19 protein-coding genes and 1 pseudogene are annotated in these 22,556 nt (G+C 47.8%); 3 read left to right on the forward strand and 17 right to left on the reverse strand.

The features are described 5' to 3' along the window. Nucleotides 1-3: 3 nt before the first annotated feature. The 3 genes from EDM59_RS05625 to EDM59_RS05635 are packed head-to-tail and all read right to left on the reverse strand — an operon-like array spanning nucleotide 4 to nucleotide 3,918. Nucleotides 4-1,212 (reverse strand): Ger(x)C family spore germination protein, encoded by a 1,209-nt coding sequence (locus EDM59_RS05625; protein WP_122922696.1) that lies wholly within the window; start codon nucleotides 1,210-1,212, stop codon nucleotides 4-6. Continuing rightward, on the reverse strand, nucleotides 1,212-2,807 hold the full coding sequence (locus tag EDM59_RS05630; protein ID WP_122922697.1) for a spore germination protein: 1,596 nt from the start codon (nucleotides 2,805-2,807) through the stop codon (nucleotides 1,212-1,214). Before EDM59_RS05630 ends, EDM59_RS05625 begins: the two co-directional genes overlap by 1 nt. Continuing rightward, complete coding sequence (locus tag EDM59_RS05635; protein ID WP_122922698.1) at nucleotides 2,770-3,918, reverse strand: GerAB/ArcD/ProY family transporter; 1,149 nt, start codon at nucleotides 3,916-3,918, stop codon at nucleotides 2,770-2,772. Before EDM59_RS05635 ends, EDM59_RS05630 begins: the two co-directional genes overlap by 38 nt. Before the next feature lie 404 nt (nucleotides 3,919-4,322). Here EDM59_RS05635 and EDM59_RS05645 point away from each other — a divergent pair, with 404 nt between their 5' ends. Then, on the forward strand, nucleotides 4,323-4,754 hold the full coding sequence (locus EDM59_RS05645) for an SRPBCC family protein (protein WP_122922700.1): 432 nt from the start codon (nucleotides 4,323-4,325) through the stop codon (nucleotides 4,752-4,754). 80 nt (nucleotides 4,755-4,834) lie between these two features. On the opposite strand, the gene EDM59_RS05650 is transcribed toward EDM59_RS05645, so the two are convergent. Then, nucleotides 4,835-6,037 (reverse strand): serine hydrolase domain-containing protein, encoded by a 1,203-nt coding sequence (locus EDM59_RS05650; protein ID WP_122922701.1) that lies wholly within the window; start codon nucleotides 6,035-6,037, stop codon nucleotides 4,835-4,837. Nucleotides 6,038-6,689: 652 nt separating this feature from the next. Between EDM59_RS05650 and EDM59_RS31720 the strand changes: the two are divergent. Beyond that, a pseudogene (locus EDM59_RS31720) lies at nucleotides 6,690-7,073 on the forward strand (Ig-like domain-containing protein); the annotation flags it as partial. 290 nt (nucleotides 7,074-7,363) lie between these two features. On the opposite strand, the gene EDM59_RS05660 reads toward EDM59_RS31720, so the two are convergent. After that, on the reverse strand, nucleotides 7,364-7,567 hold the full coding sequence (locus tag EDM59_RS05660; protein WP_122922703.1) for a hypothetical protein: 204 nt from the start codon (nucleotides 7,565-7,567) through the stop codon (nucleotides 7,364-7,366). A 364-nt stretch (nucleotides 7,568-7,931) separates the two neighbouring features. Between EDM59_RS05660 and EDM59_RS05670 the strand changes: the two genes are divergently transcribed. Continuing rightward, nucleotides 7,932-8,375, forward strand: a complete 444-nt coding sequence (locus EDM59_RS05670; RefSeq protein WP_122922705.1) for a hypothetical protein — start codon at nucleotides 7,932-7,934, stop codon at nucleotides 8,373-8,375. Between the two features lie 404 nt (nucleotides 8,376-8,779). Here EDM59_RS05670 and EDM59_RS05675 read toward each other — a convergent pair whose 3' ends face one another. The 12 genes from EDM59_RS05675 to EDM59_RS05730 form a co-directional block, all read right to left on the reverse strand. Further along, the gene (locus EDM59_RS05675) at nucleotides 8,780-9,262 is read right to left on the reverse strand and encodes a hypothetical protein (protein ID WP_122922706.1); all 483 of its coding nucleotides are present in this window, start codon (nucleotides 9,260-9,262) and stop codon (nucleotides 8,780-8,782) included. A gap of 444 nt (nucleotides 9,263-9,706) precedes the next feature. Continuing rightward, nucleotides 9,707-10,018, reverse strand: a complete 312-nt coding sequence (locus tag EDM59_RS05680) for a GNAT family N-acetyltransferase (RefSeq protein WP_342769188.1) — start codon at nucleotides 10,016-10,018, stop codon at nucleotides 9,707-9,709. 712 nt (nucleotides 10,019-10,730) lie between these two features. Further along, on the reverse strand, nucleotides 10,731-10,937 hold the full coding sequence (locus EDM59_RS31725) for a YxiJ family protein (protein ID WP_122922707.1): 207 nt from the start codon (nucleotides 10,935-10,937) through the stop codon (nucleotides 10,731-10,733). Nucleotides 10,938-11,208: 271 nt separating this feature from the next. Further along, nucleotides 11,209-11,583, reverse strand: coding sequence for a penicillinase repressor BlaI (gene blaI, locus EDM59_RS05690; protein WP_122923390.1), 375 nt, complete (start codon nucleotides 11,581-11,583; stop codon nucleotides 11,209-11,211). A gap of 49 nt (nucleotides 11,584-11,632) precedes the next feature. After that, a complete protein-coding gene (locus tag EDM59_RS05695; RefSeq protein WP_122922708.1) occupies nucleotides 11,633-13,429 on the reverse strand; it encodes a BlaR1 family beta-lactam sensor/signal transducer in 1,797 nt (598 codons plus the stop codon). Between the two features lie 290 nt (nucleotides 13,430-13,719). Continuing rightward, on the reverse strand, nucleotides 13,720-14,619 hold the full coding sequence (gene bla, locus EDM59_RS05700; RefSeq protein ID WP_425455944.1) for a class A beta-lactamase: 900 nt from the start codon (nucleotides 14,617-14,619) through the stop codon (nucleotides 13,720-13,722). Between the two features lie 172 nt (nucleotides 14,620-14,791). Further along, the gene (locus EDM59_RS05705; protein ID WP_122922710.1) at nucleotides 14,792-16,822 is read right to left on the reverse strand and encodes a peptidoglycan D,D-transpeptidase FtsI family protein; all 2,031 of its coding nucleotides are present in this window, start codon (nucleotides 16,820-16,822) and stop codon (nucleotides 14,792-14,794) included. Between the two features lie 244 nt (nucleotides 16,823-17,066). Beyond that, nucleotides 17,067-18,494 carry an MFS transporter gene (locus EDM59_RS05710; RefSeq protein ID WP_122922711.1) on the reverse strand — a complete coding sequence of 476 codons (1,428 nt, stop codon included), beginning with the start codon at nucleotides 18,492-18,494 and terminating at the stop codon, nucleotides 17,067-17,069. A gap of 65 nt (nucleotides 18,495-18,559) precedes the next feature. Next, on the reverse strand, nucleotides 18,560-19,369 hold the full coding sequence (locus EDM59_RS05715) for a cyclase family protein (protein ID WP_122922712.1): 810 nt from the start codon (nucleotides 19,367-19,369) through the stop codon (nucleotides 18,560-18,562). Between the two features lie 25 nt (nucleotides 19,370-19,394). Then, nucleotides 19,395-19,733, reverse strand: a complete 339-nt coding sequence (locus tag EDM59_RS05720; protein ID WP_122922713.1) for a Zn-ribbon domain-containing OB-fold protein — start codon at nucleotides 19,731-19,733, stop codon at nucleotides 19,395-19,397. Between the two features lie 2 nt (nucleotides 19,734-19,735). After that, complete coding sequence (locus EDM59_RS05725; RefSeq protein WP_122922714.1) at nucleotides 19,736-20,896, reverse strand: thiolase C-terminal domain-containing protein; 1,161 nt, start codon at nucleotides 20,894-20,896, stop codon at nucleotides 19,736-19,738. Between the two features lie 48 nt (nucleotides 20,897-20,944). Beyond that, nucleotides 20,945-22,534, reverse strand: coding sequence for a class I adenylate-forming enzyme family protein (locus tag EDM59_RS05730; protein ID WP_122922715.1), 1,590 nt, complete (start codon nucleotides 22,532-22,534; stop codon nucleotides 20,945-20,947). Between the last annotated feature and the right edge of the window lie 22 nt (nucleotides 22,535-22,556).

Consider the following 22,556-nt stretch of genomic DNA (forward strand, 5'->3'; position numbering starts at 1 on the left):
TATTTACCGAGGCGGGAGCTGTTGAAGAAAACTCTTCGTGTCCAATCCCGATCTCCTGATCCTGGCATCTACATTGACCACGATGTTTGCTTTTTGGAACGCCTCTTGCCATCTGTCTGAAACTTTGTGGAAGTAAGCTGGATCCTGAAGATGCATGCGATCCCCAAACCCAAAGATGTCGGTACCAAAATCCTTCTGCACTTTCTTGATGCTCGCGAGTACCTCTGCTCGGATAAAATCTGCTGCCTTCTTCTCATAATCCTCATAAGAAGAGTGCTTGGACAAGTCCGCACCACATTGCGTGCCATCTAGGATCGTCTCCACTTTGATGTTCAGCTGAATATGCGGAACATCATTTTTGCCGCGGGCTTTTACATTTGTAGCGGAATTGTAGACGAGGACATTGATGTATTTATCCTTGGAGCAGGGAATCGACAGCGATGTATGCTGCAATTTGTTTTGCGACCAGAGATACGCACGCACTCCTTCAAGCGGTAGATAACCCACTAATTTCTCTTTGTCAAAGACAGCCATACCAGGTACGGTGACAAGCGAGGGAGGGATCGGATGCTTCATGATGTCTGTCGAATTGCGAATGTGCTTGGTACCGGAGACAGTCAATGCCACCGCTACAGGGCTCCTCCCTTTAGATACCAATGCCTGGATAAAATCCTTGAGACGCACATCGGGATCGCCGCCCCACTCATCCTGCAGGGTATTTAGCTGGACCTTGAGCTTGAGCGTGGAGATTTTTTGGAACGGATAGAGAACCGTAAGTATTTCTTCTGCTCTCACTCCCTTGGCTACGACCAGGTTAAAATCGTTACGTACCTCCCGATAGCGATCCATAAAATCCAGAAATTCCATTAAGCTCGATTTGGCTACCTCCTCCGAAATAACCACTACGCTCATATGCGAAAGGATCAGTTTTCTAGAAAGACCTGTATTCATCTTGTGCACAAGCTCGGAAATGGTGTCCCCTTCCTGCGTGTACACGACAGACGGCGTCTCTCCCCCCTTTGTCTTGGGGGACAGCTCAGTGATATTGACCGTTTCCGCACTCAGCTTGTACTTTTTATTCTCACCCTTGTCTATGGCAATTCCGGAGATCAAGGAAATCTCGTTTAACTCTTTGCGGTCCCAGCAACCCGTCGTCATGAATGTGAATACACAGCACAAAAGAAGCGATTTTATGACTCGTGTATACCCCATTATGTCCCTTCTTTCTGCGGAGGTGTGGGCGAATGGGCATTCGGCTGCTTGAGGATAGCAGCAGGCTGGTTCGAGTGGGGTCTTTTTTTCATGGAGAATACCGGAAAACGAAGGACGACATCTTTTTGATCCTCCAAAATAAACGGTGCCATCGGCGAAAGATACGGGATGCCGAAAGAACGGAGGCTGTTTAAGTGCCCGACCATGAAGAACAATCCCAGCATGACACCATAGAGTCCCAGCGAAGCCGCCAAAATGACCAGCCCAAACCGAAGCAGCCGCGCCGCCATGGAAAAGCTGTAAACGGGACTTACAAAGCTAGCAATGGCCGTAAGCGCGACGATAATGACCATAATACTGGAAATAATCCCCGCTTCTACAGCTGCCTGTCCGATTACTAACCCGCCCACGACCGATACCGTCATCCCCACGGCGCGAGGCATGCGAATCCCTGCTTCACGAAGGATTTCAAAGGTGAACTCCATGATCAGAACTTCGACGACGGCGGGGAACGGAATGCTTTCCCTTTGGGCCATGATACTAATCATGAGAGGCGTCGGTAATAATTCGTGGTGGTATGTAATGATGGCTACATAAGCAGCCGGCATGATCAGTGCGATGAGAAAGGCAATATAACGGATGAAACGGATAAAGGTCGCCATCATAAAAGGCTGATAGTAATCTTCCGAGATCTGAAAGAAATCGTTTAGGGTAGCGGGCATTGAAAGTACGAACGGAGAGCCGTCTACAATGACAATCGCTTTACCGGAGATGAGATTGGCTGCGGTGGTATCTGGACGCTCTGTATTAAAAACCAGTGGAAAAGGCGTCATTGTTTTATCTGTGATAAACTCCTCAATCATTCCCGAATCAAAGACTGCGTTCGTATGAATAGATTGAATGCGTTTGCGAACTTCCTGAAGGATCGCTGGATTGATAATGCCGTCTATGTAAGCCAGATAAATCGAAGTATGGGTTTCCGTCCCCAACTGAAATGGTTCAAAACGCAGCTTTGGATTTTTAATCCGTTTGCGGATCAACGTGATGGATTGCTCCGCTGATTCCGTAAATCCTTCCTTCGGCCCTTTAATCACCGTCTGGGTAGTAGGCTCTTCTATGGCTCTTTGGCTTTTTTCCGGACAATACAGGGCAACCGCTCTCGTCATGCCATCCAAGCAAACAACGACATAGCCGGACAGGATCAACCACGTAAGCTGATTTAACGTACTCGCCATCACGTACTTTTTGCCCGAGAAAGACGTTTGCATGTAACGTTCCAGCTCTTCGTCATTATCGATTTCAGACTCGGTTCCACCGAGATCCGACAGCGGCTCGAGAAATATCTGATTGACCATCTGCAGATCGACGGTGGATGACAAATAGCTGAGCATACCCTCGCGTCCCTGTATTCTGATTCCGATGGTATGTAAATCCGCCGTATTTCCGAATATGCTGCGAATCTCTTGCTTGTTTATTTCCACTTCTGAGTGGATGTGCTTGTCCTCTTCGGCAGAGGAAGGATAGCTGTAAATCCGTTCCTCTCTGATCTGCTTTTGCCTAATTTTCGCTTTGAACCACGTTGTCATGTCCCTCATGCTTTTTTTCCCCTTTTCTTCTTCTCGCCTTTATGAGGAGTATCACCGTTGTTACCAAAGGGATGCCGATCTGAAATGGGATATGAAGATAAAGCGGGACTGCAACTAATCCCTCCTCAATGTGCTCGGCAAAATTGGCCGCAATAAACACAGATATGGAAGAAACGAGCAACCCCATCGGGAAAACAAAGTTTCGATAAGGAATCAGGGTTATATATTCCATCCCTTTTAACGCTGCGAACAAAAAGACACACACTTTGAGCCAGATCCCCAGCATCATCACGAACACGACCAGGGCATCCAGCCTTTCGATAAATTTCGCAATGGAAATGTCGCGGATGGTGCTTAAGAGGGGAAACTCAACGCGATCGATCATCTCCACCCCCAAAACACTCAGATTAATCATCGTGAAAATCATCAGGATCGTTCCCGCAGCGGCCACGGCTGATATTCCGACCTTTGTCAAGTAATCTTGTCTGGTGACCGCAACCATAACTGTGGTCAAAGCGACGATTTCTCCAAAAGGAAACCCGAGCATCGACGGAAAAACAGCTTGAAAAACAGGTCCCCAACCGAACTCCAGCACAGGCCGAAGATTTTCGCTATGAAAAGAACGGTTAATAAAGAGGAAGATCACCAATAGAATCAAAAAGGCAGCCGAATACGGAAACAAGATCTCTGTTGACCTGCCGATAACCTCTATCCCTTGATAAAGAAAATAACAGCACATAAGAGCAAGAGAAAGGGAAATGATCTCGATCGGCGTTTTGGGATAGATCGCAGTCGTAAGGAGCTCGCAAAAATCGCGAGTGACCCTAGCTGCGATGTAAAGAAAATAAAGCACATAAAAATAAGATAGAATCCGTGACAGCAGGCTGCCGTAGGCTACCTTCAACAATTCGTAAAAGCCTTTGCCCGGAAAAAGGGAGAGCATGAAGCAGTAGGCAAAGATCAAGAGCACCCCGTAAATGGTCGCGATGCCAACAGAAATCCATGCATCCTGCTTGGCTGACTGTCCAAGCCCAATGACGATGGCAGTTCCTAATTGAAAGATAACAATCATTAAGAAAAACTGGCTGAGCGATATTTTTTCAGTCAAGTCTGTACGCATATACCCTTCTCCAAACCACAAGATGGTAGATCACGAGCGCTGCTCTGAGTGCTGCTCCTTTCTACGAGATAAATCCGTACGAACAGTGAACACGAAGCTGACGAGATAACCAAAGATCACGTAATACTCTTTGGTGCCAAAGTCCACATCGAAAATATAAACGATCGTGTCCCATACGGATCTACCGTACAAACAGATATCGATCATCGTAATCATAAAAATCATCGACACGCTAATAACGAGCACGGAAATCGTAATGATGATGCATCACCAGCCCGTGGAAATTTGTTCCTACTCATTATGTTTCAATTGGTGTGTGAACATACTCTTCATCCGGCTTCTATTCGCAATTCCTACTATTCTCCTATATACTTAATGGTATTCTTTGACAGAGGTGAATGCGGATGAAGAACCAGACGAAAATCAAAATAGCGCGGTCGGCCCACGACGTGTTTGAAGCATTTGTCGACCCTTCAAAAATCGGGAATTTCTGGTTTTCTTCCAGTTCAAAGCGATGGGAGTCAGGCCAAACCATCACACTGCGCTACGAGGAGTACCAGGCGGAAGGCGAAATCACCATAAAAGAAATCGTAACGGACAAAAAAATCTCTTTTGAATGGGATTATGGCACGATGCACCTGGTCACAATCACGCTGACAGCGATTGACGATACCACGACTGTTGTGGAAGTATGCGAGGAAGAGTTTCCGGAGAGCGCCGATGCGATCCCCCTGATCGTAGGAAACAAAGAAGGCTGGGTGTACATGCTGACTTGTCTAAAGGGTTATTTGGAGCACGGTATTACGACATTGCGCGCAGCACTTGTGCATGAGTAAACAGATAGATTGACCACAAAAACACCCCGGAAAGCACAACGGGAAATCCGCTGCCAGCTTTCCGGGGCGATTCTCAAAAACTACTCTTTCACGATCTCTTCGTACAGAGTATCAATCAGTGCTTCCTCCACGTTGTTGAAAGAACCGCGTGTGCCAGCCGATGCATGGGAGCCATTTGTCACGAAAATAATGCCAAAGTCTTCCTCGCGGCTAAAGTACAGGCCTGAGTAAAGCCCGTATGCACTGCCACCGTGACCAAACATCCGTTTCGCCGGAATACATTCATCCGTAATATGGAATTGCAATCCGATGGCTTGGAAGCCCTGATCCACCCCCTCTTGCGCCCATTGTGTGGAGAGCATCAGCTCCACCGTTTCTGGCTGCAGGATGCGCGCGCCGTTGAAGCTGCCCCCTCGCATAATAGCCATCATAAATTTGCTCAGCTCTCGCGCATTCGTGCGAAGACCCCCTTGAGGTCCAAAGAGAGAGCCGTTCGTTCCTGGTGCAACATTGGACCAGTCAATCGACTCCGGCTTCACCCCTTTGCAATCATCGACGCCTGCGATAAACTGTTCCTCTTCCAAGCTGTAGATGACACCGAGCTTATTGATATCGGCTAAAGCCTGCACATGAAAGTCAGAGGCAGTCATCCCAAGTGGCCGCAGAATATGATCCCGGCAGTACTGATCGAAACGCTCCCCAGACATTCTCTCCACCAAGGCCGCGACGATCATCGAAGCGAGGTTGGAATAGGCGAAGCATTGTGGATCACCAGGCTTGAACGAGCTCCACAAGCTGTCTACATACAAGGAGCCGCCTGGAACGAGCAGATCTTCCATGGTCGGTGGGTTTGCTTGGCGAGAGGCTTTCGAGAACACCACATAGAGCTCGCCCCCTGTCTCATCCTCATGTAAGCTCGTTGTATGCGTCAACAGCTGGCGAAACGTTATAGGAACATCCGGATGGTGTGGATTGCGGAACGAAAATCCCAAACAATCACTGATATCGTCATCCAGTTGAAACTTCCCCTTTTCATACTGCTGCATCAAGGAAGTGGCGACAAACAGCTTGGATATCGATGCAATCCGGAAAACAGTGTCCTCCGTTACAGCAATCTCCCTATCCAGATCGGACCAGCCGTATTCATTGGCCCAAACGACCTGGTTTTCTTTCACGACAGCAGCCGAGACTCCGACGATCTGATACGTCTCCATCAATGCGACTATTTTCTTGTCCACTTCTGCAGTCAGTTCTTTTGCAGGCGGTTGCTTCCACAGACTCATCTCGTAAAACTCCCCTTCAGCATCTTTTCCCTAGATTCGGAATCGCTTTATTCACTTCCTTACCTGTTTCATTTCCGCAGAAGCAGCCTTTTTTCCTTTATAAAGTTCACGATTGCCAGAAGTTTCGTACAAATCTAATCAGCTTTTTTGCAATGCTTAAACGCTTTCTAAAATTGTATGAGACTAACTTTGTTAAAAAGTCAGTGACATCAAGGGGACGATCATCAAGAGTCCTAGACTGCCTCTGGATCATTGACATATGGGATAGTCATCGAGGCACTTAACCGTATTCGCAGCGAAGAGCGGCTTTCATTCAGGTATTGAGTTTAAGAGTTCGTCTATAATAGTGGTGTGCAATACTTGTGTGCCAGGAACTATTAAACTCTTGATCTTCGTCATGTAACTTCCTCCATTTATCAAATCGAATGTTTTGTTGAACTAGGTTCATTTCGAATGCTGCCACTAAAATGGTTAACTTTCGCTGGCAGACAAATTTGATTACGCGACGTATGTTAAAGTTACCCGTTATAAAAACTTTCTTATCCGTTGATGGAACGCCGTGTGCGATGAAAGTCGCCCGCACGGTGTAGGCTCGAACGAAACCCTCAAAAAGAGAAGGGAATAAGTCGAGAATAGTGTAAATCGATCTCCTGTAGTGAGTGACATGGATGGGGTTTTTGCTTATACAAACTTGCTAATAGCTCAGAATCCATTTGAATTGCCTATTTTTCAGGACTTCACTGATCCAGACGGTGACACACTGTCATACACGGTTGTGACCGATGATGTAAGAAGTACTGTTAGCCTAGTTGGTACTACCGTTACTTTGACTGTACCGTCTGATAGTAGAGCAGGAGATATTTTTACAGTTACGATTACAGCTAACGATCTAAAAGGTGGTACAGTGTCAACGAAATGGATTGTCAGGATAATTGAACCAGTTCAATCTCCATCAACATGCCCTTGGGGAAACCAAAGGGCTTTTTTTCAAAATTACCGATTTGTTAAGCACCTTGTGACCACCCTGCTACGTTGATAAACTGTAAGAAACTAACAATGAGGTGCCAAGTATGGACTATACTTTCGAGAACCTTACACGGGATTTATCCATTGGACATGAAATTGAATTTATATACTCAGATAGAAGGTTTTCTATTACCAATACCCCGGCAGGATGGTCCTTGGCTGAATATTATAAGAATGAAATTGAACTTTTTTCTTCTCACCAAGATTTACTGCAGTATGGAAAAATCGATGGAAGGACTCTTCACGAGATTTGGTCACTTGTAACTGTTAAGAGCATTTTCTAACCGTTTACCATACTAACTAGTGTGATAAGTTACCCGGCTTTTTCCTTTTCCGCATTTCCAACTCACTCATCGCGAACGTAGTCATGTTCGCCAGATATTGCAGCAAGTGTTCGTAATCCTTATCAGGAATTGCTTGCGCAGTATTGACGAAAGCATCCATGTTCTTCGCAGATGCTTTATTCAATTTCTGAAGGATGTTGATCCCGTGAATGCCCTGCATACCACGCCTCCCTACACACTTTGTTAAATTGCCCACACATCGTTTATGGTATTATTTGGATGAGGTGATTCGTGTGGATAGAATTATTATTGGTATTGCTTTTTACCTTAATCCTTTTATAGCGATTTGGTTTTTTGTGAACTTTACAACGATCATCAGAAAGATTGTCAATAGTGAAGATTATGATTCAAACTTATGGATTGGATCTCTCTTGCTTGCGTGGCTAGTTTTTTCTTTTACGAACCTCTCCATGTCTAGCTAGTATTTTTACTTACTGATCATTTTGTAAAAACTATCTACTGTGCAGATCTTATCCTAATCTCATTGAATACTGTTGTAATGCCTTTCATTTGGAGTGATTCTGTTGTCAGATTCAAGATTTAGAGACTCTTGGGATACCACTCACGATATAATTTTCAGTAACGATGTACTCGTTGAATGTCCAAAATGCTCAGGCAGTGCCATCGCTACAAAATCTAGAGAAGAGTACCCATATTTCCGTGTGATCTGTATGCAATGTGGGCTCTTACCTTGTTCAGATAATCTATCCTGGGGCGCAGGTTATTTTTATGATTACCAACTATGGTTAAGAGTCAATTGCTGTGGCCATTTACTTTGGGCTTACAACAAGCAGCATCTTGATTTTCTGGAGGGTTATATTTCCTCATCCTTACGTGAACGGACACCCAATATTAATCAAAGCTTAGCAAGCCGTTTACCCTCCTGGATAAAATCATCAAAGAATCGAGAACAACTTGTAAAAGGTGTTCGTAAGCTCAGAGAAAAACTTATTGCTGCAGTTATTTAACATAATTGAGCTTGTGTTAAATCGAATTTTCGCAACTATCCTGCCAAAAAGTTAACGAGGCTGCCAGATCTTATCCAGCAGCCTCTGATGTTTTGCGAAACTATCAATCCTGTTAGCGTAATGATGACGACGCACCACACGGCTGAAAAGTCGCGCTCAGCTCGCCCTAAACGCATGCGAGGCCTTGAAGTTTGCCGGATCTGAGCAAATTATCAGTTCGAACTTGTCGGCCTGCTTCTTGTTTCACCTGGGGTGCGCCCTGCATGGGATTTGTTGTGGGTACGAACTGCGAAGCTATCAAGTCCGGCGGCCTAATCCTACGTTCACCACTCAAGCGCTTGCAACGCTCCCCAACATATATTCTGACCTGCCCAAAACAAATAAATTAAGGTGCGATCTTATACTTAAGCTTGATTAATCTGATACAAGCGGATGGCAAGTTCTAAAGACCGGTTGATCTCAGATACCACCTGCAGGGCAGGAGCCAGTGAGTCTTCGATGCCATCCACGAAGAGATCAAGGTGGAACTTCAACGTTTGACCCAGCTGTCTGCCATGCGGCGTCACAGGTGGCAGCGCAAACGGCCGCAGCTGCATCTTGTAGCCGCCTCTTGCACAATCCCGAACGAACCAGCCGAGAAACTCAAGTGCTTGCCAACCTTCCTGTGACGATTGCAGCACAAGCTCAAATTGAATTAGAACTTCATTGTCCAGCCCTCCCCCGGTACGCAACAAAGCGGCATGTGGCAGATGGGCATACTCCGTTACGGAAAGCAGCTCTGCATCTACAGATGACAAATCATCCACACCGCTCATGGCAGAATCGACACCGGCTATGCTGCACAAGGTTTGGTGAAACTGTTCTATTTCAGGGGGATACCCGCTCATTGTTTTTCCTCTTTTCAATTGGTGTATGCTCTTCATCTGTGATTAATCCGCCAAGCAGAACAGGTTCCGATGATTCCGGAAGCCCACCATTTAGCTCAACGAACCAGCAACCGGGCTGCCGGATAAATCTCCAACAGCCTCTAGTGTTTTTGCTAAGCTATCGTTCTCGTTAGCTTTATGATCTATTTATGGTTGCTTGGGATGTTATCCTGTACGTAACTCTTTTAGAACTTTATATCTTCACGTTGGTTTCTCAAATGGATTCCTCTATAACCTTTCAATCCGATTCTAGTATTACGATGGAAAAAAAGTAAAGTAGATTGGAGCCAGTGACAGCGATGTCGGGACGGTTTTCACCGAAGTTGGGAAGCATTGGCACGAGCGGCTCGCCGAGGCCGACGACCGATTAGCGGAATCGTAGATCCGTGGCTTTCGTGCCCAAGCTCAATCAGACGGTGTACGCGGGTACCACACGCCGAGCCACTGCTCGGCACCGTAGTCCTCGAACCGCTCCACCTCGGTGAACCCTAGCTTCGCCGCGACGCGCATCGACGCCTCGTTGGCAGTCTGGGTAGAAAGCACCACCGGCTCGCCGGGATGCGTGTCGGCGAACCAGTCGAGCGCCGCTGCGCACGCCTCGGTGGCGTACCCCCGTCCCCACGCCTGCGGCAGGAACATGTAGCCGAGTTCAGGCTCCCCGCCCTCTGGACGGATGTGACCCTTACGCTCCCGGTCGCGCCGATCGAGCGTGATCATACCGATTGTTGTTCCGCTGAGCTCGACCACGAAGAAGCCGAAGCGCTGTCCTGGAACCTCGGGCAGAGCGCGCTCGAGCTCTTCACGCGGTCGAGCGCCGCACGGTCCCGTGCCTCGGACTGACGGAGCACGAGCCGCTCGGTCTTGATCGGGGCGGGTGGCCAGACGCCGGGGTACGCTGTGATCTCATCCGACATGGTGTAATCTCCCTTCTCTATTTCATTCCGTTTGTCCATGTCTGACCACATATAACATTCATGTATTCCTCCTTGAGACCTTCAAAGATCATTTCTTTACTATTGGGGTCCGCCAACAAAACGCAGAAAACATACGCGAAGCAATTCGTTGGATAATAAGCGAGCCTTTCTTTTCTCTAGAAGGAGGTCGCTTTTCGTAAATCGCAGCAGAGTTGAATTAACGATTCCCGTTAGTGATAGATTTCCATTTTCCTTATCTTATGCTGCAAGTACCCCTGCATTTGCTTATTGTTTGTAACTCCAAGTTTCAGTCTTACTGTCATCATTCAACTACTTATAAAGGCATTTGTTTAAAATTACCATGTCAACTCCCGTTATCCTGCCTCGTTACTTCAATGAAAAACGGCAACCGACCATAAAGATCGGTTGCCGGCATATTATTGACTCATCGAACTCGTCGTATTATGAGGTCAGCCAGTTTTTACCGGTTGATCACTTGGTTTTAGCAGAAATAATTACGTAGACAATAATTCTACCAATAATTTCCTCGCCTCTTCAAAGCTTGTATATTCCTCATAAAATTCCTTATAGGTACTAATTTTGCCTTCAAGAAACTTATACTGATTAAAGAAATCAAAAAAAGAAAAACGTAAAAACTCCACCTGATTTTGAGGGATTCTTTTACCAGCTAAAATATAACTTATACTTCCAGCGATATTCATTCAGAAAGTATGAAAATCACCACTTAAACCATTCTCTTCGTGTGTCAACTTCGAGAACTCCGCGTGGAAATCCTCTTGTAATTTTTGTACATCCTTTTGAGGAAATGGATTGAATAATTTATTATTTATGTAGGTTAGCTGTTTTACGATTTCTTCCAAAAAAGATTCCCCCTTTATGATTATTCGTTCTACTACTACCTATCTCTGGACATGTGTTTGTGTCCATAAAAAAGAGGGAGCTGCATAGTCCCTCTTTCCCTTTTACGAGCTGCTATGATTTTTTATCTAAGATGGAGCGCAACTCCTTCATGTCCTCTTCCGACAAGGAATCGTCCTGAATGAACTGCACGAGCATGGATTTCATCGTTCCCCCATAAATTCGCTTCAAAAACGACTGTGCTTCGGCTTGTTGGCACTCGGCTTGCGTATAGCGGGGGTAAAACGTATACACCTTCTGATTTTGATTGACCCCGACTACTTCTTTTTTCACCAAACGATCCAAAAGGGTACGAATCGTTTTTGGCTTCCAATCCATTTTTTCCTGCAGGGAGAGTATAACTTCGTTCGCCGTTTGTGGAGACTTTTCCCAGAGTACGTTCATGACCTCCCACTCTGCTTCCGTGATCCCTGGCACTTTTTTTGCCACCATTACCACCCCCTTACGATTACACTTGTCATGATGCGATCATCGTCATCTACCGATTAACACGGCGCGGGCTTTCATAGATTCCTTTTTCTTTTAAGATCGAAAGAGTGATCTCGGCTGCTTTGCTTCCAGAGCTGTGCTCTTTGCCCTGAATATTGGTGGCAAAGAAATACGTGTTTCCCTTCGTCTCCACATAACCAATAAACCAACCGTTTGTTTCTTTGTGATTGACTGCGCCTGTTCCTGTTTTTCCCGATAGCAGAGCTCCGTCTTTTTCTTCTAATGCAATCGCATTCTTCACTGTCTGAATGTGTGGCTCCTGGAACCCAAATTGATTGAAATAAAAAGAGCGAAGGAGCAGCACTTGCTCTACCGGAGAAATCTTTAGGGAGGATTCCATCCAGAATGAATCTACTCCACCGGACACGTTTTCATTTCCGTAGCCAATCTGTGAGAGGTACGCCTGCAAATGATCGATTCCCGTTGCCTGATCAAGCTCCTGGAAGTACCAGTTTACGGAGCTTTTCATCGCGGTGTTTAACGTCTGGTCTCTGTTCCATTCTGCATAGGGAGATGGCACACCCCTCCATGCAAGTGTGGAATGGTCATTGGTAATCACGTGTGATTCCAAGGCGAACAACGCGCTATAGATCTTGTACGTCGAATCGGGCGACACCCGTGATTCGCTCTGTTGCTTATTGTAAATGCTGTAACGATCAGCTTTTTGATCATACAAGACAAAGCTGCCATCATATCCGGCAAAAAATGACGCGAGATCCTCGTAGTCTGCGTTGTCGCCGTGAAATGGGTAGCTCGTGTTGTCGTTGGCGATTGCGGTAACGAGAGGGATCTGGCTGATCACGATCGCGCCTGCAAGGATAAAAACAGCAATACTTTTCGTCCGCAGCTGTGTGGATTCCATTTGAAAAGTGGCAATCTTTTGGATGCGCCTTTTTAATTGCTCCTTGGAGCTGCCCATTTCGCTTTCCAAGACAAATCTCTTTTGCTTCGAAACTTTGCCTACAAATTGAATGATCGTATGGCCATATTCGACATGGCTACGTTCGTCCAACGTCTGAAGAACATCACTATCACAGGCAATTTCACGGTCCACGCGCATCTCCCGAAAGGCAATCCAAACGAGCGGACTAAACCAGTACAGAAGCTGAAACAGGACGATCAAAAAATTGGACAGATTGTCTTTATTTTTGGAGTGACTCAGCTCATGCAAAAGCACATACCTGATCTCGTTTTGCGACAGCCACTCCTGAAAACCGAGGGGAAAGACAATGTACGTCCTGCGCAGCCCAAACATCATCGGAGATTGCACAAGCGGTGATTCCCCCACGATCAACTCTCCGGATAGCTGGACACGCTGCTTGCACTCCTCGAGCAATCGCAGCAGCTCAGGATTTTGAATGCGGGAAGTGGACTTTTTTATTTTCTCCATTTTAAGCACGGCGTGTATGGCAGGAACCGTGAAGAGCAGCATTCCTGCCACCCAGATGATCACCACAAGATGATCCAGGTACGCCGGAGTTGCGCGATCAACCGAAACGGCAAAATCGTTCAACCAGTTCGCCTTTTCCTGAGCTGGACTCTGAGCTATCGCTTCTAAGCCGCCAAGCCAGCTGTCCGAGTGAAAAGCATCTAGCGGAAACGCGCTACCCAATGACAATAGCGGCTTGGGAATAAAGGGAATGAGCAAGGCAACAAACAATAAATACCAAATATTATAATGCCATCTTGCTGACAGATTCCGTTGAAAGATCTTTTTCGTCAGCAGAATAACAGCCATGCTAAAGGAAGACACGATTAAACATGTCAGGAAATGGGTCAAAAACATACTTCTCCTCTCCTTCATGGAGCCTGAACCACTCATATATTACAAGTGTAGGACGAAATATGCAAGCGTAAAAGGAGAAGTCTCACGGTTAAGAAAACCTCTATCGAGGCCATCTCATGAAGGAGCGACCGCGTTTTAGGGAAGGTTTTACCGAAGGAATGCCAGAAGCGGACGCTGAGGCACCTCGCCATGCGCTCCAGAATTCATAAGCATTACGCTTATAAATTCTTATACGTTCAAAAAGACTCGCAAGCAGCTGTGACAGCCATTTGCGAGTCTTTGCTTACAGGCTACTTGGAGGTTAAGGCATCGAGTGCGACCTTTGCCGCTTTTTCTATAAGCGCATTGTCGTACGGAGCATCCTGTTTGTCTGTACTGGACAAAATGGCCATGACGATCGGATCCCCATTTGCGGGCCAGATGACGGCAATATCGTTGCGTGTGCCGTAGCTTCCAGCACCTGATTTATCCGCGACGACCCAATCCTTTGGTGCGCCAGCACGAATCAGCTTATCACCTGTTTCGTTGCCAAGCATCCAGTTGATCAGCATGGATCGTTTTTCCTGTGGCAGTACATCGCCGAGCGTCAGTTTTTGGAGTGTGCCAGCCAGCGCTTTTGGTGTGCTGGTGTCCCGAGTGTCACCAGGAATGGCTTCATTCAGCTCAGTTTCATAACGGACAGGGCTCGTTACTTGATCGCCCAGCTCTCGCAAAATCTTTTCAAAGCCTTCCGGTCCGCCCAGCTGCTTCAGCAGGAGATTCCCTGCCGTATTGTCACTGTAGCGGATAGCCGCTTCACTGATCTCACTGAGCGTCATCCCTGTTTGCACGTGCTTCTCTGTTACTGGCGAATACGTAACCAGGTCGTCGCTTGTATAATTGATTACCACATGGAGCTGCTCGTCAGTACTTTGTTTGAGAACCGCTCCTGCTGCCAGCGCTTTGAAAGTCGAGGCAAATGCGAATCGTTCCTCCCCTCGATACGTGATCTCTCTTCCAGACCCGGTATCGATGGCATAAACGCCGAGGCGCGCGCCAAAGTCTTTTTCCAATTGACCGAACTGTGGATCTAGTGCTGTTTGTCCGTTCGCTTGCTCCTTAGCTTGGGTAACCCTCTGCTCATCCTGAATCGACGAGCATCCCGCAAACGCTGCAACCGCTGCAACCGCCATCAAAAGGAATGGGAGCATGACTTTCCCACTTGCCAGATAACGTGACATTTTTCTTGCCTTTTTCATAGCCAAACCCTCATTTCTTCCCTATGAATAGGAATATCCTGTACATACGATTTTCCTTTCGTACGATTACACCTGTAATCCCAATGACCGAAGTTATCCCTCTTTTTGAAACAAAAACGAGAACTCACTTATGCAGTCCGATGTATTTGTCATAGGCATCATATACGGAGCGCGTAATGACAGCTGCGGAACGTCCACCGTATCCCCCTTCCGGAACGACTACGGCAACCGCCAGCTTGGGACGGTCTGCAGGAGCAAAGGAAATACTCACCCCATTTGTAATGCGGGCATGCATCTTCCAGTTCGTCTTTTTCTCTCCCGTTTTCGGATCCGTCGTGGTGACGGGTACATAGATGTCTTGTTCGGAAGTTCCTGTCTTGGCTGCGACCGAATACGGTAAACCTCGGAAGGCATTCACTGCCGTACCACCCGGCTGTGTTACCATCACCATTCCCCTGGTGAGGATGTCCCAGTAGGCGTCTGGATGGGGGAACGTGCTAAGTACACGCGGGGTAAAGCCTCTTACCAGCTTGCCGTCTGGTCCAGTGATCTTCTCAACTAATTGGGGTTGTAAGCGTACGCCCTTATTTGCCAGTGTCGCTGTATACTGGGCCAGCTGCATGGCGGTGGCTCGAATTTGCTGACCAAAGGACGCTTGCACCATGGCTGCCAACGGACCATAATGATCATTCATCACGAGATAGTCTTCTTTTCCCTTGCTTTCATTTGGCAAATCCACACCTGTTTGAATCCCCAGCCCAAACGCATGATAGTAGGTTTGCAGAAGCGATACCGATTTCTTCCCAAACTTGGCAGAGAGCTCCTCGCCAATCCGTGCCATGTATGTATTGGAGGATTTTTGAATCGCTTTCTCAGGGGTCAATATTCCGTAGACATGACCGCTATCATTCTTGATTCGATCCGTTCCTCTTCCATAAAAGTAAACGCCCGGATCTGTCCATTGATCCTTTGGACCTATGATTCCTTCCTGTAATCCGAGCAATATCGTAATCGGTTTGATGACCGAGCCAGATGGAACGATGGAGCGCGGGTGCTTGTCGTTTTCTTTGGCAGCAGCTTCCCCTGTCAGAGGCCTTGCATCATACGGGGCTTCTTTGATTGTCCCATTTGTTACTGCGTACTGAATCTGTTCGTACATTTGCTGATCGGGTCCCTCGATCCAAACATTCGGGTCGTACTCGGGGTAGCTGACCGTCGCCACGATCTTTCCGGTTTGGATCTCCATCGCTACGACATAAGCGCCTTTGGCATAGGAAGCTTCTGGGATGGTAGCGCGCAGGTTTGGCAAAAACTGCTGGATCGAATCTCGTATCGCCGTTTGCACGCGTTGGTCAATCGTGAGAGTCAGATCGTTTCCGCTTACAGGCGAGACTTTTTCGAGCTGCTTGACGACCGTTTGATCAGCAGCCACCTCGTACAGCCGGTAGCCGTTTACTCCTCGCAGCTGCTCCTCATACGACAGCTCAATCCCATCCAAACCGACAAATTGATTAGGCAAGTATTGCTCCTGTTCGCTGCGATAATGAGCAATATCCAGGTTTTCGGCAACATGGTAGGGCCTCACATACCCGACTGCCTGAACGGCAATTCGCCTGGGGTCGTATTGCCTGATCGGCTTCGTTACGACCTCGATCCCATGCAATTCCCCGCGGTGCTCGCTTAATTCTGCTATTTCTTTCTGTGAGAGATCACTTTTGAGCTCTTTTTCTATATATTTTGGCATTTGACGCGCGGTCCTCATGAAGCGGCCATTTTCAAAAGCGTAACCGACATCCATTTTTTTCAGAAGCGTCGCGCGATCTACGTTCGTCAAAATTTTCTCCAGCTTTTCGACCAGTTGAATGTAGTCCTGCTCGCTCATCGTATCCTCCTCCCGAAAAACCGCAAGAAAGGCTGGACGGCTCTGGGCAATGACATGCCCGCTACGATCGTAAATGTTACCGCGCATAGCCAAAATCGCATCTTTTTTGAGTGATCGTGCCATGAGCTCGCTCGTATACTTGCCACCTTGCTGAATTTGTAGCTGTGCCAGCCGCAGAATGATAGTGGCAAACAGCAAAAACACCATGAGGTACACGATTTGCAGTCGATTGATGCGCTTCTTTCGTTCCCCTTGTACCGATGGTTCACTCATCTTCCTTTCACCTCTTGCCTTGCCACTTTCGGCTAGTCACTCCCCCTAACGGAGAGATTGCCTTCCGCTCCTTTCCTCGGATTACAACCGTAGTACAATACTACTTTCGTAATCCGTAAATGTCAAACCCCCTCATACCCTGGAAATGAAGCCCACACCCTACAAAAGGACGGACACAAAAGAAACAAGCCACTAGGTGAGTTGACCCGTGGCCATGCGCTGCTTGTTTTTTAGACCCTATACCTTATCCTTTAGTGGCTTCTGAAGCTTTCTTAACGAAACGATCCTCTGTTTGATTCAACATGCTTTCCAGCTCATCCAAATTTTTATTTTTCGTTTCCCAAGCGATTGCAAAGAGAATCCCTACCATTATCAGAAAAAGGCCCAAAAAGGTAAATGCGGGGACAACCGCTTCTATCGTCGCTTTCGGTGATACGACATTACTCGCGCCAGCGATCAATGCCAGACCAATTGGACCGATGATTTTACCTAGACCGCCGAAGCCATAAGCAGAACCAAAGCCTGTTGCACGGATTTTGGATGGCCAAACTTCAGCCGTATACAGGCCCGTAATAACCAAAGCCGCATCCATCATAAACTGGGCGGCAATCAACAAGAGCCACATGACGGATATTTCGCCTATCGATCGATCGTGAAACACCCCCACCAGGATGATAAGCAATCCACCTGCAAGTCCGGAGATGGTGCCGCATATTCTCCTTCCCCAACGCTCAGCGGCAAAAGAGAAGAACAGCCTGCCGACAAATCCTGAGAGCGAAACAACCATGTACATGGCAGCTGCTTCTTGAGGTTTTAGTTGTAAGACCATCGCGAGTATCGCAGGTCCCCATAGACTAACGCCGTAAAAAGCAGTCTGTGTCCCTAGATTAATCCCAAAGGAAATCGCGAAACTCTTGGGATACTTGAGCAAATCTCGCAAAGATGCCTTGCTGCCACTCGAGCTGATCTTCATAGCAGAATGATCGATTTGACTGTTATCTACCTTTTCATTGGCAAGCCTATTAATTACTAGAATCGCTTCTTCGCTTCTCCCTTTCATGAACAGCCATCTGGGGGATTCAGGCAACCATCTCATAACGGGGATAATGAGCAGCACGGGGATCACGCAGATTAGAAATAGTCCTCTCCAGCCAATAATAGGGGCCAGATAGCTAGCTGACATACTTCCTAGCAGGATTCCCATAGGGGTAAAGGATTGCAGCAAACCAGTCAGAGTCCCACGATGGCGGGATGGAAAAATCTCTGTAACATAAGGGATGAGAACGGCGGTTAATCCCCCTACTCCGAATCCGACTAGCGTTCGAAACACGGTGACATATTCCCACATTCCTTCTGGCGTAAAAAACATGAACCCGCTAAAGATAGAGAACATCAAAATGGAACCGATCATGACCTTGCGTCTACCCCACCGATCTGCCCAAATTCCGCATGCGAAAGCACCGAGCATGGTACCGACACCGGCAGACAAAAGGATTAAAGAGCTTTCCCCGTAACTCAATTGCCAAGGACCAAGGATAAAGGCAAGTACGAAACCCATGATAAAAAAGTCAAACATCTCTAACAAAAAGCTGATGATCGTTGTTCCCAAAATACGAAAATGATGCTTGTTCAACCTGGAATTTGCTAAAAGCTCCAATGGATTCACCTTCATCTAGCCATTCCTCCCGCTCCGTTCATGTCACCCTTCCCCCCTAGCACACTGCATTCTCCCCTAACTCAACTACTTTCTTCTTCAACAATAGCTACTGCTCGGCACCACGCTCCACTGCATTTTTCCAGCTTGATCGGGAAAACCATCGTCGTAAAACCGTAGGGAGGGAGCTTGTCGAGATTCGCCAACTTCTCTACGTGATAGTACTCTTTTTCAATCCCGACAAAATGCGCTTCCCATAGCAATGCACGATCTCCCGTGCGCTGAAACTCTGCTGCCGTGTATGGGAATGGGCGGTCAAAGCCAACTGCATCTGTCCCAAGCACCTTCACGCCCTGATCCAAAAGATAGCGCGTCGCCTCGGCCCCCATCCCTGGATACTCGTTCCAGTAATCTGCTGTTCCAAAGGTCTTATCCGCGTCGAACCAAAGATAAACGATATCGCCGGGTTGTATCGTATAATCGATCGCAGCTAAAGCGTCCTTGATATCTTGGAGACTCACGTTCTCGCCCGGCTTTTTATGACGCAAATCGAGTCTTACCCCGTGACCGTACAATTCTTCCAACGGAATCTCATCAATGGTTTTGGCGGGAGCACCTTCAGAAGTGGGATGGTAGTGGTAGGGCGCATCCAAATGCGTACCTGCATGAGAGCTTAGATTTAGCTGTTCCGAAGCATATCCGAGACCGCCGGGGAGATCCGCCAAAGTGGCACCCCACATCCGGGCAGAAAGCTCTGCATTATCGCGATGCGAAATGTACTGAATATCTGCAGCGAGTACGGGAGCTAGGTCACCACGCAATTCCCCGTCTACAGGCAGGCGAATGGCTACGGAAAGGTCAATGAACCTCTGTTTTTTTCTCATTCCTGTCATTTTGAATTCCTCCTTGTTTGCTTTCCTAGGCTCTACAAAACTGTGGGATGCCGCGATGGTCAAAATGATCGAACCGAATCTGGTCTCCAATCGTTGTGGAAGCGATTTCAAAATTTTGCAACCAGCCTAATAGCTCGGGTCCCTCCACTAGCTTCGCAACAACAATCATGTACGGGGCGTCGGGAAAGCCTGGACTCGGACGACGAACGACCGTGTGGCTCACAATCGATGCCTTCCCACTCAGTGAGATTGGCTCTTCAAAACGGTCGCTGCCGCAAGCACTGCACGCCCAAGCAGGAGATACATGCACAGCTCCACAGCTTTCACAACTGATTCCTTGCAGGGATGGATGCGATTTGCCCATGATTAATACCCCCTTTGAAAAATGTGAACGGTGCTGATCGCGGGAGAACCGCCTAACATATGGGTCAAAGCCACCTCTGCATTGCTCACCTGCCTCTCCCCGGCTTCGTGGCGCAGCTGTATGACCGCTTCATAAATCTGGCCGATTCCCGTTGCTCCGACTGCATGCCCTTTGGCTTTTAGTCCTCCGCTCACATTCACAGGGAGCCTACCACCCAATCGGGTAAGTCCATCCTGAACAGCCGGCCCGCCTTCCCCTTTTGGAACAAAGCCGAGGTCCTCGATATTGATAATTTCCGTGATGGTAAAGCAATCGTGCGTCTCTGCAAAAGAGATGTCGCCTGGTCCAAGCTTCGCCTGTTGATAAGCCGCTTCGACTGCTCTACGTGTACAACCAAACGACACATACGATTCTCTCGAAGCGCTGGTAGAGGTTTCACCCGCCACCGCAGATGCCAGCACCTCGATCGGACGCGCATGGTATGCTTGTGCCATTTCCAACGGGCAGAGGATGACAGCTGCTGCCCCATCCGTGACCAGCGAGCAATCATGACGTCCCAGTGGATCAGAAATCATGGGGGCATGGAGCACGTCCTCGACTGAGTACCGCTTTCGTATGTGAGCGTCAGGGTTTAGCGAGCCGTGGTAGTAATTTTTTTCTGCGACCATCGCCAGCTGCTCCCGGGTCGTTCCGTATTTGTGCATATGAGCAGTGGCATACAGGGCGTATTGGGACGGGGCCAGCAGTCCTACTCGACCCTCTCCGCTATCAAAGCCACGAGACAGTACTTCAACCGTACGATCCATATCGTTTACATTTAATTTCTCCACACCAATGGCCAGAGCAAAATCATACACACTATTGGCCACAGCGAGGTACGCCTCTCGAAAGCTGACCGCCCCAGTCGAGCACGCAGCTTCATAACGCTGGGCAGGAATATTGGGAATCCCCAACGTATGTGCCGCTACGGAACCAAGCGTAAACTGTTGGCTTAGCTCTCCTCCTGCTACATTGCCTAAATAGATGGCTTGGATCGCGCCTCGTGATATGCCTGCGTTACGGATTGCCCCGTTCCCCACCTCTGCGATCAAATCATGAAGCGTTCGTTCTGTAAGCACTCCCCACTTGCTTTGTGCTGCGCCGATAATCGCTACTTTTCGCATCGTTTCACCTCTCGTTTGTGATGCAGAGGACAACCTGCCTTTTTTCTCTTACCTGGCAGGAAGCTTTGGTCCTCGGTCAAAACATCCTTCTCGCAAATCCTGCTTTTCCGCACGCAAGGCGGTTTTCAAAATCTTAGGCACGGCAGTAGGTCGTGGAAAACTTTCACGAAATTCGATAAAACGAGGTACTTTAAAATCTTCTAAATAGGTACGGCAGTGATCAATCAGCTCCCAAGGATCAAGGATATGGTCAGGCTTTGCGATCACATAAGCTTTCACTTCTTCATCCGCGTAAAGATCAGGCACTCCAATCACAGCAGCTTCCATGACACCCGGATGGGCGAGAAGAGCTCGCTCCACTTCCGCACTCGCGATATTCTCTCCTTTGCGCTTGATCAAATCCTTTTTGCGATCACTGAAATAGAGAAAACCATCTTCATCCACATAGCCAATATCTCCTGTATGAAGCCAGCCGTCCTGGATGGCTTTGGCCGTGGCTTGTGCATCATGCAGGTATCCCATCGTAACAGCCGGACCTTTGAAGCAAATTTCGCCGGTCTCCCCATTAGGTAGAGTGGCACCTTCATCGTCACAGATTTTCATTTCCACCCAGTCGGACGGTCTTCCACATGATTTCAACCTTCCACGGTGACGAGTACGAAGATCACTGAGGCGTTCTGTCGTACCCGTCAAGCATTCCGTCAGGGAATACACATCGAGCATGATCACCCCGAACCGCTGTTCGAACCCTTCTTTCATATCCCCCATGTTCATCCCATTGGTCACAACACGTAACCGATGATCCTTATCTCTCTCATCCGGAGGCTGCGAGACGAGCAACTGCGAAATGCTACCTGCCGTGTTAAAGTGGGTAGCACCATATTTTCGCACAAGCTCCCAATGCTCACGGAGGCTAAATCCTCGACGAAAGGCAAATGTACAGCCAAACAGGACGGCCCCGACCAACAAATAAATACCATTGTTGGCGTGAAACAAGGTAAAAAATCCGTAGAGCGTATCTGACTCGTCGCACGCAAAAGCACTGCACCAATAATCTGCACCCAAAATATACGAGTGATGGTTCAACATGACACCCTTTGGTCGTGCCGTGGTACCTGATGTATAAAGTACGCCTACCAAATCTTTTGGGGAGATGGCATCAATCTCTACGAATGATTCAGGGCTTCCCTCCAGCCAGTTAGCCAAATTAGACTCTGGTCCACCGACGTATACAACCTTCTGTAAATCTGGACAAAAGGCTCTGCTCGCTTCTACGACCTGCCGCAAATGGTCGTGGGCAAACAAGATTTTTTGCTTTGAATGGGTAACGGCGTACTGTAGCTCGTCTGCTGGATATCCGGTATTCATCGGTACCATGACGGCCCCAGCCCTTGCGATTCCCCAAAACAATGTGATGAACTCTACAGAATTGTCGAGGAACAGCCCGATCATGTCTCCCTTTTGAATGCCGCTCGCGAGCAATTTGTGGGCTACGCGATTTACCATCCGATCGAACTCGCTGTACGTGATTTCCTGATCTCCAAACCGTATGTAGACATGATTTGGACTCTCTGTAGCTCGTGCTGTCAGGAGTTTACCGAGAGTAAGCCCTAGATAATCTTCCTTTGCATGCCTCATGCTCCCCCTCCTTTTTGCATAC

This window comes from Brevibacillus nitrificans, from assembly GCF_003710965.1.
In the GTDB taxonomy this organism is placed as follows: domain Bacteria; phylum Bacillota; class Bacilli; order Brevibacillales; family Brevibacillaceae; genus Brevibacillus; species Brevibacillus centrosporus.